General features: G+C 73.1%; 7 protein-coding genes. 1 reads left to right on the top strand and 6 read right to left on the bottom strand.

Going from position 1 to position 12642, the window contains the following annotated elements:
* Positions 1–85: 85 nt before the first annotated feature.
* Both HJG45_RS18335 and miaA read right to left on the bottom strand, forming a co-directional pair.
* Entirely contained in the window at positions 86–1879 is a 1794-nt protein-coding gene (locus HJG45_RS18335) for an acetolactate synthase 3 large subunit (protein WP_171613650.1), read from the bottom strand.
* 85 nt (positions 1880–1964) lie between these two features.
* Positions 1965–2957 (bottom strand): tRNA (adenosine(37)-N6)-dimethylallyltransferase MiaA, encoded by a 993-nt coding sequence (miaA, locus tag HJG45_RS18330; RefSeq protein ID WP_171613648.1) that lies wholly within the window; start codon positions 2955–2957, stop codon positions 1965–1967.
* 104 nt (positions 2958–3061) lie between these two features.
* On the opposite strand from miaA, the gene serB reads away from it, so the two are divergent.
* Positions 3062–3955, top strand: coding sequence for a phosphoserine phosphatase SerB (serB, locus tag HJG45_RS18325; RefSeq protein WP_171613646.1), 894 nt, complete (start codon positions 3062–3064; stop codon positions 3953–3955).
* A 12-nt stretch (positions 3956–3967) separates the two neighbouring features.
* Here the strand turns inward: serB and HJG45_RS18320 are convergent, their stop codons facing one another.
* The 4 genes from HJG45_RS18320 to hflK form a co-directional block, all read right to left on the bottom strand.
* Entirely contained in the window at positions 3968–8368 is a 4401-nt protein-coding gene (locus HJG45_RS18320; RefSeq protein ID WP_171613644.1) for a PAS domain S-box protein, read from the bottom strand.
* Positions 8369–8773: 405 nt separating this feature from the next.
* On the bottom strand, positions 8774–10339 hold the full coding sequence (locus HJG45_RS18315) for a DegQ family serine endoprotease (protein ID WP_171613642.1): 1566 nt from the start codon (positions 10337–10339) through the stop codon (positions 8774–8776).
* A 113-nt stretch (positions 10340–10452) separates the two neighbouring features.
* The gene (hflC, locus tag HJG45_RS18310; protein ID WP_171613640.1) at positions 10453–11337 is read right to left on the bottom strand and encodes a protease modulator HflC; all 885 of its coding nucleotides are present in this window, start codon (positions 11335–11337) and stop codon (positions 10453–10455) included.
* Positions 11334–12539: an FtsH protease activity modulator HflK gene (gene hflK / locus HJG45_RS18305; protein WP_171613638.1), complete on the bottom strand. Its 1206-nt coding sequence runs from the start codon at positions 12537–12539 to the stop codon at positions 11334–11336. The genes hflC and hflK overlap by 4 nt, the downstream gene beginning before the upstream one ends.
* Positions 12540–12642 lie beyond the last annotated feature (103 nt).

The raw sequence follows: 12642 nt of genomic DNA, 5'->3' as shown, positions 1-12642 counted from the left end.
TCACGCGCAGGGGGGATGGGCGCAGGGAGAGATACGCAGGGCCGCCATAGCCGCCCCGCGGGAGAGTGGAAAGATCGGCCTGGCCTCAGACCAGGACCTTGCCCTCATCCGTTACCCCGGCGACGCCGCCGCTCTGCCCGGCGCCGAGGATCATCTCGTTATGCGCCGCGCCCGAGGGAATCATCGGGAAGCAGTTCTCGTCCTTGGCCACCGCGATATCGGCGATGACCGGCCCCGGATGCGCCAGCATCTCGCGGATGCCGGCGTCGAGATCCTCGGCGCGGGTCACCCGGATGCCATGCGCGTGGAAGCTCTCGGCCAGCTTGACGAAATCCGGCAGCGCCGCCGAGTAGCTCTCCGAGTAGCGGGAGCCGTGCAGCAGCTCCTGCCACTGCCGCACCATGCCCATGTATTCGTTGTTCAGGATGAAGATCTTCACCGGCAGCCGGTACTGCGCCAGCGTCCCCATCTCCTGAATGTTCATCAGGATGCTGGCCTCGCCGGCGATGTCGATGACCAGAGCATCCGGATGCGCGATCTGCACGCCCATGGCCGAGGGCAGGCCGTAGCCCATGGTGCCGAGCCCGCCCGAGGTCATCCAGCGGTTCGGCTTCTCGAAGCCGAAATACTGCGCCGCCCACATCTGGTGCTGGCCCACTTCCGTGGTGATGTAGGTGTCGCGGCCGAGCTCGCGCGTCATCTCGTAGAGGCGGCGCACGGCGTGCTGCGGCTTGATGATGCTGCCCTGCTGGACATAGCCGAGGCACTGCTTGGCGCGCCAGGCATCGATCTGCCGCCACCAGGCGGCCAGCGCCGCCTTGTCCTGCGCCGCGTCATCCTCCTTCCAGGCCTCGATCAGCGCCTGCAGCACGCGCCCGGCATCGCCGACGATGGCGACGTCCACCGGGACGTTCTTGTTGATGGAGGAAGGATCGATATCGGCGTGGATCTTCTTCGAGGCCGGGGAGAAGGCGTTCAGCCGCCCGGTCACCCGGTCGTCGAAGCGGGCGCCGATGTTCAGCATGACGTCGCAGCCATGCATGGCGAGATTCGCCTCGTAGGTGCCGTGCATCCCCAGCATGCCGAGGAATTGCGGGTCGCTCGCCGGGCAGGCGCCGAGGCCCATCAGCGTGTTCGTGCAGGGCATGCCGGTCATGCGCACGAACTCGGTCAGCAGGCGCGAGGCCTCCGGCCCGGCATTGATGACGCCGCCGCCGGAATAGAGGATCGGCCGCTTCGCGCCCTTCAGCAGCGCCACCGCCTCGCGGATCGCCCCGGCCTCCGGCTCGGTCTGCGGCCGGTAGCTGCGATGCGGCGCCTGCGGCGCCTCCTGGTAGGTGCCCTTGCCGATCAGGATGTCCTTCGGCAGGTCGATCACCACCGGGCCGGGCCGCCCGGCCCTTGCCACGTAGAAGGCCTCGTGCACCGTCGCGGCGAGCTTGCCGATGTCCTTGACCAGGTAGTTGTGCTTGGTCGCGGGCCGGGTGATGCCGGTGGTGTCGGCCTCCTGGAAGGCGTCGTTGCCGATCAGATGCGTCGGCACCTGGCCGGTCAGGCAGACCACCGGCACGGAATCCAGCAGCGCATCCACCAGCCCGGTCACCGCATTGGTGGCGCCGGGGCCGGAGGTGACCAGCACGCAGCCCACCTTGCCGGTGGAGCGGGCATAGCCCTCGGCGGCATGCACCGCCGCCTGCTCGTGCCGCACCAGGATGTGGCGGATGGCGTTCTGCTGGAACAGCGCGTCGTAGAGCGGCAGGACGGCGCCGCCCGGATAGCCGAAGATGACCTCTACGCCGTTCTCCTTCAGCGCCTGCAGGACGATCTCCGCACCGGTCATGGTGCGGGCCTCGGTCTGGGTCTGGAGGGTGGCGGACATGGGGTCTTCCTTGACAATGCTTCGCCCGCCGGGACGTGCCCGGCCAAGGCGAGGGCCGGTTCCCTACGCCCCCTGCCGCGCTGCGTCAACGCACAGCTTGAACAAACGCGAAGATTTGGGGCGCGTCACTTTCCTGAAATTGCGTCGGATCCTGGATCCGCGCATGGATGCTATGCGTCAGCGGCGGATCGGCCGGCTCGGAGAGGCGATGATGCCGAAACCAGGTGGCCTGCCGCTTGGTGTAGCGCGCCGTGTTCAGGATCGCCCGCCGGCGCGCTTCGGCCAGCGGCAGCCGCCCGGCCAGCATTGCCAGCAGCTCCGGCACGCCATGCGCCCGCATCGCCGGCAGCGCCGGGTCGAGGCCCTGGGCGCCGAGCGCCCGCACCTCCTCGAGCGCCCCGGCCGCCAGCATGGCGTCGAACCGCGTCTCGATCGCCGCCCGCAACGCCTCCCGCGGCGGGTCGAGCAGCAGCGCGGCGAAGCGCCAGGGCGCCTTGCCGCTATGCGCCCCCTGCCTTTGCCAGGCGAGCAGGCCGCGCCCGGTGCCGCGCCACACCTCATAGGCGCGGGCGATGCGCTGGCTGTCGCCCGGGCGCAGCACCGCCGCCGTTTCAGGATCGACCGTGGCGAGGCGGGCATGCAGGGCCGGCGCGCCAAGCGCGGCCAGCAGGTCGCGCGCCTCCGCCCGCGCCGGGGCGGGCACCGGCGGGATGTCGGACAGTCCCTCGGTGAGCGAGAGGAAATAGAGACCGGTGCCGCCGCAGAGGATCGGCAGCCGCCCCGCCGCCCGCGCCGCCGCCATCTCGGCCAGCGCCGCCCCGCGCCACCAGGCGACGCTCGCCGCCTCGGCCGCCGGCCGCACGCCATAGAGCCGGTGCGGCGCCCGCGCCTCCTCGGCCGGCGTCGGCCGCGCCGTCAGTACCCGCAATTCCCGGTAAAGCTGCATGGAATCGGCATTGATCACGACGCCGCCCAGCCGCTCCGCCAAGCCGAGGGCGAGGGCCGATTTGCCGCTCGCGGTCGGGCCGGCGACGATCAGTGCGCGCGGCAGAGCCGCATCCTCCGGCGATTGCGTCATGCACCGGGCCTTGCGATAGAGCGGGCCGCCGCGGAGGCCGTCCCAACGGCCCGCATCCCCCACCAGCCCCGCCACCAGCCCCACCACCAGCCATAGGGCGCCGCATGTCCCAGATCCTCACCCTCGTCGCGCCCAAGGGCGGCCTGGACCCGGCGTTGCTGCCGCGCCTCCGCGATGCCCTGCAAGGGCTCGGCGCCGGCATCGGGGCGGTGGACTGGCTGGCGCCGGAGGAGGCGGCCGACCTGCCCTTCGACGGCCTCGCCGCCGAGCAGGCCGTCGCTGCCGCCGGAAGGGCGCTCGACGGCGCCCCGGTAGACGCCATCGCCGTGCCGGCGGAGGGCCGCCGCAAGCGGCTGCTGCTGGCCGACATGGACAGCACCATCGTCACCAGCGAGACGCTGGACGAGATCGCCGCCTATGCCGGGCTGAAGGAGGAGATCGCCGCCATCACCCGGCGCTCGATGAATGGCGAGCTGGATTTCCGCCAAGCCCTGATCGAGCGGGTCGGCATGCTGAAGGGCCTGCCCGTGGCGGCGCTGGAGCGCACCTGGGAGGCGACGGCGCTGACCCCCGGGGCGCGCGAGCTGGTGGCGACGATGCGGGCGAACGGCGCCCATTGCGCGCTGGTCTCGGGCGGCTTCACCTTCTTCACCGGCCGCGTGGCGGCGCTGGTCGGCTTCCATGCGCATTACTCCAACACGCTCGAGATCGCCGATGGCCGGCTGACCGGCAAGGTGGGCGAGCCGATCCTCGACCGCGACGCCAAGCTCGCCACGCTGAAGCGGCTGGCGGCGGAGCTGTCCCTGCCGCTGACGGCGGCGCTGACGGTCGGCGACGGCGCCAACGACCTCGCCATGATCCAGGCGGCCGGGCTCGGCGTCGCCTTCCGCGCCAAGCCGGTGGTGGCCGCCGCCGCCCGCGCCCGGCTGGAGCATGCCGATCTGCGCGCCCTGCTCTTCGTCCAGGGCTACCGGGCGGCCGAGATCCAGGGCGGCTGACGGCGGGGGCGGTCAGGCCTCGCCCTGCCGCGCCGCGCCGCGCCACAGCACCTGCCGCGCCGGCAGGGAGAGCACGCAGCGCAGCCCCGGCGCGTCCCAGTGCATCTCCAGGCTGCCCTGGAGCTGCCGCACCACGGTGCTCTGGATCAGGCTGCTGCCGAAGCCGCGCCGGGCCGGCGGCGCCGCGACGGGCGGGCCGCCGCTCTCCTGCCAGACCAGCGTCAGGCCGCCGCTGCCGGGGTCCTTCGCCCAGAGGATGGCGACGCGCCCCTCCGGTACGGAGAGCGCCCCGTATTTCGCCCCGTTGGTCGCCAGCTCATGGATCGCCATGGCGACCGGCTGGGCCGCGTCGGGGGCGAGGCCGACCAGCGGCCCCTCGATCTGCACCGCCGCCTCCGAGCCGGCGCCGCGATAGGCGGCGAGTTCCTCGACCAGCAGCTCCCGCAGGTCGGCGCCGTTCCAGCGCTCCCGCGCCAGCAGCGTATGGGCCAGCGCCATGGCGGCGATGCGGCCCTTCACCGCCGTCTTGAAGGCCGTGGGCTCCTCGGTGCGGGTCAGGGTGATCACGGATTGCACCACGGCGAGCGCGTTCTTGGCGCGGTGATCGACCTCGCGCGCCAGCAGCAGCTTCGCCTCCTCCGACCGCTTGCGCTCGGTGATGTCGACGGCCGAGGCGATCAGATGGGTGACGCGCCCCTCGGTATCGCGCAGCGGCGCGATCTGCGCATCGAGGACCACGCGGGCCTCGCCGCCCATCTGCGCCTCGGTGTCGAAGCGCGTCGCCTCGCCCGCCAGCGCCCGGGCGCAAGCCTCGCGCACCCGCAGGGCGACGGCCGGATCGAAGGACCACCAGGGCGTCTCCCAGAAGGGCCGGCCGAGCACCGCCTCGCGCGACAGGCCGGCCGCCTCCAGCGGCGCCCGGTTGGCGTCGAGCAGCGTGCCGTCCGGCGCCAGCACCCCGATATAGGCAAAGATGTTGTCGAGCACCTGCCGCAGCATCGCCTCGCTGCCGCGCACCGCCGCCTCGGCCGCGACCCGCTCGGTCACGTCGCGCACCAGCACCGCCACCCGATCCGGCCCGGGCCTGTAGAGTCGGGTGCTCAGCCAGCGCCGGCCGAGCGGGGTCTGCCCCTCCACCGCCGCCGGCTCGCCGGTCTCCGCGGTGCGGACATGCACGTCGAACCACTGCGCCGTCATCTCCGGGAAGAGCGCGCGCATGCCCTGCCCGATCGCGGCGGGCGGTATCCGGCCGGTGACCCGGTGCACCGCCTCGTTGCACTCCAGCAGCCGGAAATCGGCGATGGCGCCCGCCCCGTCGCGCACCGCCTCCCAAAGCGCGAACCCCTCCTCCATGCGGGCGAACAGGGTGCGGTAGCGCGCCTCGCTCGCGGCCAGCGCCTCGCGCGCCTGCCGCTCGCTGTCGACATCGACGAAGGCGGTGACGCCGCCGACCAGCTCCCCGACCTCGTTGCGGACCGGCCGGCCCATGATGCGCATCCAGGCCTGACTGCCGTCACCGCGCCGGACCTGCGCCTCGATGCTGGGATTCTCCTCCCCCGCGAGCAGCATGCGGGCGAGCGGGTATTCGTGCTCCTGCAGCGGGCTGCCATCGGCATGGCAGGCGCTCCAGTCCTCGGCGCCGCGCAGCGCCGGGACGCGCAGCAATTGCTCGGCATAGCGGTTGCCGCCGCTGATCCGGCCGGAGGGCAGCTCGGTCATCACCAGGCCGACCGGCACGGTCTCGACGATGGTGCGCAGCCGCGCCTCGCTCGCGGCCAGCGCCCGCTCGGAGGCCACCCGGTCCGTCACGTCGCGCAGGATGCCGGTGACGAAGCGGCGGCCCGCCATCTCGAAGCTGCAGACCGAGGCCTCAACCGGGAATTCGCTGCCATCCGCTCGCACCGCCATGAGCGTGCGCCCGGGCGTCATGGGGTGCATCATCGGCGCGGCGGCCCGGCGGGCGAGGCGCGCACCGTGCTGCGCCGCCTCGGCGGGCGGCATCAGCATGCCGAGATCCTGCCCGAGCATCGCCTCCGCCCCGGGATAGCCGAACATGCGGATGGCGGCCCGGTTGACCGAGACGATCTCCCCCTCGATGCCGGCCACGACGATGGCGTCCAGCGCGGAATCCACCACCGAGCGCAGCCGCGCCTCGCTCTCGCGCTGCGCCTCGGCGGCTTCCATCGGCGCGGTCACGTCGCGGGCCAGGGTCAGCACGCGGAGCGCGCGGCCATCGGCGGCCCGCTCCGCGACCGTGCTGCGGAAGGACATCCACCGCCAGGCCTCGCCGACGCGGATGCGGAAATCGGCCGCCAGCAGCCCGGCGCCGCCGCCGGCGATGGCGGTGCGCCAGGCATCGCGCCGGGCCCGGTCCTCGGGGTGCACCGCCGCCTCCCAGGCGGCGAATTCCGGCCCGTCATAGGACAACCAGACCTCGGCCGGCAGCATCCCGCCCACCACCGCGGCGGCCTGCGGATCAAGCCGCAGGCGGTTGCGCCCCAACGCCTCCTCCCACAGGCCGAGGCCGACGCCCTCCAGCGCCAGGCGCAGCCGGGCCTCGCTCTCGGCGAGCGCCTGCCGCGCCGCCTGCAGCGCCGTGACGTCGGCGAGGCTCTCGACCACCGCCAGGGGCCGGCCGCCGGCATCGCGCCGCAGCGCCTTATGGGCAAGGACGATCGCCATGCTGCCGTCGCGCCGCCGTTGCCGCAGCTCGCCCTGCCAGGTGCCGTCGCGCTCCAGCGCCGCCGCGATCTCCGCCTGCGGCACCGGGAAGTCGGTGCCGAGCAGCGCATGCGCGGGCTGCCCGAGCGCCTCAGCTGCGGTCCAGCCATAGAGGCGCTCGCAGCCCTTCGACCAGAAGCGGATCGTGCCGTCGACCTCGCGCGCCATGAAGGCGGCGAGGTCGAGGGTCGAGAACAGGTCCTGCAGCCGGGCCGCGTTCTCGGCCCGCGCCGCCGCATGCATGCGGTCCTCGGTGACATCGAGGCAGCTGCCGGCGATGCGGCGGACCCGGCCGGCCGCGTCGAATTCCGGGACGCCGCATTGCTCGACCAGCCGCAGGCTGCCATCCGGCCGGCGGATCCGGTGCTCGAGCCGGCAGGGCTCGCCATCCTGCAGCACCTGGCGCAGGGCGGCGCGGAGGCGCGGCCGCTCGGCGCTCGGCACCGCGGCGAGAAAGAGCGCCGCCGAGACCGTGGCATGGCCGGGCGCGAGGCCGAAGATGCGGCGCGTCTCCTCCGTCCAGCGCAGCCGGGCGGAATCGAGGTCGCCGGTCCCGGTCAGTTCCAGCGTCCAGCCGCCCGCCCCGGTGAGGCGCTGCGCCGCGGCGAGCATCGCCATGGCCTCGGCCTGCGCCGCCCGGCCTTGCTGCCCGGCCTCGGCCTGCTGGTCGAGCGCCGCTCCGGCGGCGGCGAGGCCCTGGCGCAGCGCTTCGAACTCGGCGACCGGCAGGGCCGGCAGCGCGGTCCGTGATGCGCCGCGGCCATCGCTCGCAGGGGTCAGACCGCGGGCCGCGGCTGCGAGCTGCGCCGCTGGCCTGACCAGCCCGCCCGCGAGATGCCAGCAGGCCAGGCCAGCCCCCAGCAGCGCCAAGCCGAGACCGGCGGCGAGTTGCGCCGCCGGCCGTAACCAGGCCTCCCGACGGGCAAGCTCGGAAGCATCGAGCAGCACAGTCCAGCCGGGGGCGGCCGGCAGCTCGGCCAGGGCGGCGATGCGGTCCCGGCCCTCGGCATCGCGGCGCGGCACGAGGCGGACCGCCGAGCCGCGCCGTTGCGGCGAGCCCGGCCGCGCCGGCAGCGCCGGCACGGGGCCGAGCATGGCGGGATCGGTGCGGAGGAAGAGCGTGCCGGCGGCATCGGCCAAGCCGGCCGCCAGCCCCGCCCCCGGCATCGCCGCCCCGAGGGCGGACCGGAGCACCGCCTCAAGCGCCTCCAGGTCGAGCTGGCCGGCGACGGCAAGCGCCGTCGCGCCATCGCTCCCCTCTCCCACCCCTGGCACCGGCACGGCGAGGAGGAGGCCGGGTCGCCTGGCCGCGAGAAGGCTGGAGAGGACGGCCCGGTCCTGGGCGATCGCGCTGCGCAGCGCCTCAGCGGTGGCGGGGCCGGCTCCACCCTCCCGCTGCGGCAGCAACTGGCCGGCGGCATTCCCAATGACGATGCGCATGCCGCTCGCGCGGCCGATCCGCGCCGCCTGGGCCTGGATCACCGCGGGCTCGGCGAGGCGCAACCCCTCCCCCAGGGCGGCGAAGGCATCGAGCGCCGCGATCCGGCCGTCGATCTCGGCACTCAGCGCCAGGGAGAGGGCCCGCGCCTCCTGCCGCAGCCCGGAATCGAAGGCGCGCAGCCCGGCATCGCCGGCGATCCAGGCCGCGATGCCGATGCCCGCGCAGGCCGCGAGCCCCACCGGCAGCACCATCAGGATGAGCCGTCGGCGCAGGCCGGTCCGGGGCCGAGGGGCGCCCCCAGGAACAGCCTCCGGGGCGACCTTGGGCGCGGCCGTGGGGGTGGGCTGCAGCTCGTGGTGGTCGAACAGCGAGTCCGGCATGCCCCCCCCGGCGGGTCCAAGGACGATGAGCCGCGCAGGCCATGGGATTCGTGGCGACATGCCGGAACCGGCACGACGTCACATTGCCGGCGTTGGATGCCGTTTATTCGCCTAATAGTCGAATTTCAAGTTCTTGTGAACACCCTACGCAGCAGCGCCGATCCGCCCACGGTTCAAGGCGCGCCTGCCTGGCGCGCCCGCGGTATCGACGGGTGCCGTGAGCCTCCCCGGCCCAAGGGGGCCAGCCCAGGAGACCACCCCGGGCCGGACCTGCCCTCAGCCCGGGCTGCCGCGCTCGCCGCGCAGGCGCAGCGGCACGAAGCGCTGGCCCTGGGCGGTCTCGATCAGCAGCAGCGCCGTCGGCCGGTTCTGGCGGCGCAGCTTCTCGAGCTGCTGCTGCACCTCCTGCGGCGTGTTCACCCGCTCCTGCTGCACCTCGACGATGACGTCGCCGGGCCGCAGCTCGCGCTCGGCAGCGGGGCTGTTGGCGCCGACATCGGTGATCACCACGCCCTTCTGCTCCGGCCGCAGGGAGAAGCGGTCGCGCGTCTCGGGCGAGATCGGCGCCACCTGCAGCCCGAGCCCGGAGAGCTCGGTCGGCTTGTCCGCCTTGGGCGGCGTCGCCGCGGCCTGCTGGGTGTCGGCGGGCAGCTCGCCGAGCGTGACCTGCAGCGTCTGCTCCTTGCCGTCGCGCCAGACCACCACCGGCACGACCTTGCCGACCGGCGTGTCAGCGACGATGCGCGGCAGGTTGCGCATCTCTTTCACGTCCTGGCCGTTGAATTTCAGCACCACGTCGCCGTTCCGGATGCCGCCCTTGGCCGCCGGCCCATCTTCCTGCGCCCGCGCCACCAGCGCGCCGCGGCCGCCGCCGGTGAGGCCGAGGCTCTCGGCGATCTCGTCGGTGACCTGCTGGATGTTCACGCCGAGCCAGCCGCGCCGTACCTTCCCGCCATCCTGCAGCTGGGCGACGATGTTGCGGGCGAGGTTCGAGGGGATGGAGAAGCCGATGCCGATGGAGCCGCCGGTCGGCGAGTAGATGGCGGTGTTGATGCCGACCACCTTGCCCTCGAGATCGAAGAGCGGGCCGCCGGAATTGCCGCGGTTGATGGCGGCGTCGGTCTGGATGAAGTCGTCGTAGAGGCCCTGACGGATGTCGCGCCCGCGCGCCGAGACGATGCCGGCGGTGACCGTGCCGCCGAGGCCGAAGGGATTGCCGATCGCCAGCACCCAGTCACCCACCGAGATGGCGTCGCTGTCGCCGAATTGCACCGCGTGCAGCGGCTTGTCGGTCTTGATGCGCAGCACCGCGATGTCGGTGCGCGGATCGGTACCCAGCAGCTCGGCGCGGATGCTGGTGTTGTCCTGCAGGATGACGTTGATCTCGTCGGCGCCGTCGATGACATGGTTGTTGGTCACCACGATGCCGCTGGCATCGACGATGAAGCCGGAGCCGAGGGACTGCGCCCGCCGCGGACGCTGCGGCTGCTGCTCGGGGCCGCCCTGGGGACCACCCGGCCGGTTGCGGTTGAAGAAGTCGCGGAAGAACTCCTCGAACGGGCTGCCGGGCGGGGCCTGCGGCATGTCGGGGGCATCCGGCCGGTTGGCTCGCGCCTGCACGTTCTGGGTGGTGGAGATGTTGACCACCGCCGGCAGCAGCTGACGGGCCAGCGGCGCGAAGGAGGCGGGGGCATCGCGCATGGGCACCGCCCTGGGCGCGTTCAGCGGCGCCGCGCCGCCCTGCGGGGCCGGAGCGGGAAGCGCCTGCTGGGCGCCCGCGGCCAGGGGCAGGCCAAGAAGGAGGGCGGCGAAGGGGGCAGCCAGGGCGGAGAATGGGCGCATCGGGTGGTCCTCGACTGCGGAGCGGGGCGGCGGCGGGGCCGCACCCCGCTCCAACGCTAGGGTATCCGGGCGGTGCCGGCCATCATGCAGGGCGGGGCCGCCGCCCCCGGCCGTTACCTCGCCGGCGCGGCGGCACCGGCATCGAGGTTGCGGAAATACTTGAAGAAGTCGCTGTCCGGGCTGAGCAGCAGCCGCGATTCGCCATCCGCGAAGGCGTCCCGCCAGGCCTGCATGGTGCGCCAGAACTGGAAGAAGTCCGGGTCCCTGCGATAGGCGTCGGCGAAGATGCGGATCGCCACCTGCTCGCCCTCGCCGCGCAGCGCCTCGGCGCGCGACTGCGCCTCGGCCAGCAGCACGGTGCGGTCGCGCTCGGCGGCCGCGCGGATGCGCTGCGCCTGCTCGGCGCCCTCGGCGCGCTGCTCCCGGGCGACGCGCTCGCGCTCCGACTGCATGCGCGAGAGGATGGCCTGGGTGTTCTCCTCCGGCAGGTCGGCGCGGCGGATGCGCACGTCCGTCACCTCGATGCCGAAGCTCTGCGCCTCGCTGTTCACCCGCTGGCGGATCTCGCCCATGATCCGCGCCCGGTCGGCCGAGAGCACCGCGAGCAGCGTCTCGCTGCCGAGGGTGTTCCGCAGCGTCGAGGAGACGATGGGGCCGAGCCGCAGCCGGATGCCGGCCTCGGTGGCGCCCACCGTCTGATAGAAGCGCAGCGGGTCGGTGATGTGGTAGCGGGTGAAGGTGTCGACCACGATCCGCCGCTGGTCGCCGAGGATCACCTCCTGCCCGGCCGCGTCGTAATCGAGCAGCCGCCGGTCGAAATCGATCACCGTCTGGATGAAGGGCAGCTTCCAGTTGAGCCCCGGCGTCCGCACCACGCGGATCGGCTGGCCGAACTGGGTGATCAGCACCTGCTGCGTCTGCTGCACGGCGAAGAGGGAGGAGGCGGCGACCAGGATGACGACCGCCGCCGCGATGCCGAGGATGAGGAGGCGGTTCATCGCGTCACCCCCTGCGGGCGCGCCGTCGAATAGGCCGGCGGGGTGGTCGCGCCGCTGGCCGCGGCGGCAGCGGGCGGCACGGCGCGCGCGCCGTTCCCCGCCCGGGCCGGGTCGTTGAGGTTGAGCAGCGGCACCAATCCCTGCAGGTGGTCGTCGACGATGATCTTCGGGTTGCGCCGCAGGATGTCCTCCATGGTCTCGAGATAGATCCTGCGCCGGGTGATGTCAGGCGCGGCGCTGTAGGAGGAGAGGACGCTGGTGAAGCGCTGCGCCTCGCCGCGGGCCCGTGCCTCCTGGCTGTCTCGGTAGCCCTGGGCCTCCTGGACCATCCGCTCCGCCTCGCCGCGGGCGCGCGGGATGATGTCGTTGCGGTAGGCCTCGGCCTCGTTGCGCTGCCGTTCACGGTCGGCCGCGGCGCGCTGCACGTCGCGGAAGGCCTCGATCACTGCGGCGGGCGGGTCGACCTTCTGTAGCTGCACCTGGGTGATGGCGACGCCGGCCTTGTATTGGTCCATGATCGCCTGGGTGCCGGCGCGGACCTGGTCCTCGATCTGCCCGCGGGCCTCGGTCAGGGCAGGCTGGATCGGGGTGCGGCCGATCACCTCGCGCATCATGCTCTCGGCGGCGTATTTGATCGTGCTTTCCGGGTTGCGGGTGTTGAAGAGGAAGTCGCCCGCATCGCGGATGCGCCAGCGCACCACGAAATCGATGTCGATGATGTTCTCGTCGCCGGTCAGCATCAGCGACTCCTCCACCACGTCGCGCCCGACCGGCGCGCGCACCGGCGAGGCCTCGCCGGAGCGGAAGCCGATGAAGACCAGGTTCTCGGTGGTGACGCGGGGCGTCTCGACCGATTCGACCGGCCAGGGGATGTGGTAGTTGAGGCCCGGCGCCGCGGTGCGGTTGAAGGCGCCGAAGCGCAGCACCACGCCTTCCTCGTCCGGGTTCACCCGGTAGAAGCCGCTGGCGGCCCAGATGGCGACGACGATGAGGGCGAGGACCGCCAGCCCCTTGCCCCCGGCGCCGCTGCCGCCGCCCGATGGGATCAGGCGCCGCACCATGGCCTGCGCCTGGCGGATCCATTCGTCGAAATCGGGACCGCCCGGCCCACGGCCGCCTCCCGGCGGGTTCGGCGGCGATCCCCAGGGCCCACCTGGGCGCGGGTTGCCCCAGGGGCTAGGTCCGCCGTTGTTCAGCGCCATGAATCGAGCCGGCCTCCAGCTTTCGTTGTTATGTCCGCCCCGTCCTCCCCCAAGGGGGGCTGGATGCGGGGATGGAGCCCGGCCATATCACGCCACGCCTGGA

The sequence above is a fragment of the Roseicella sp. DB1501 genome (genome assembly GCF_013112485.1).
Classification (GTDB): domain Bacteria; phylum Pseudomonadota; class Alphaproteobacteria; order Acetobacterales; family Acetobacteraceae; genus Paracraurococcus.
The sequence above is the reverse complement of the archived record's forward strand: the minus strand, read 5'-3'. Positions and strand labels throughout refer to the sequence as shown.

Bases quoted from the DNA above. Each gene is read 5' to 3' on its own strand.
- miaA (WP_171613648.1), bottom strand. From the start codon at position 2,957: ATGACGCAATCGCCGGAGGATGCGGCTCTGCCGCGCGCACTGATCGTC.
- hflC (WP_171613640.1), bottom strand. From the start codon at position 11,337: ATGAACCGCCTCCTCATCCTCGGCATCGCGGCGGCGGTCGTCATCCTG.
- HJG45_RS18315 (WP_171613642.1), bottom strand. From the start codon at position 10,339: ATGCGCCCATTCTCCGCCCTGGCTGCCCCCTTCGCCGCCCTCCTTCTT.
- HJG45_RS18335 (WP_171613650.1), bottom strand. From the start codon at position 1,879: ATGTCCGCCACCCTCCAGACCCAGACCGAGGCCCGCACCATGACCGGT.
- HJG45_RS18320 (WP_171613644.1), bottom strand. From the start codon at position 8,368: ATGGTGCTGCCGGTGGGGCTCGCGGCCTGCGCGGGCATCGGCATCGCG.
- hflK (WP_171613638.1), bottom strand. From the start codon at position 12,539: ATGGCGCTGAACAACGGCGGACCTAGCCCCTGGGGCAACCCGCGCCCA.
- serB (WP_171613646.1), top strand. From the start codon at position 3,062: ATGTCCCAGATCCTCACCCTCGTCGCGCCCAAGGGCGGCCTGGACCCG.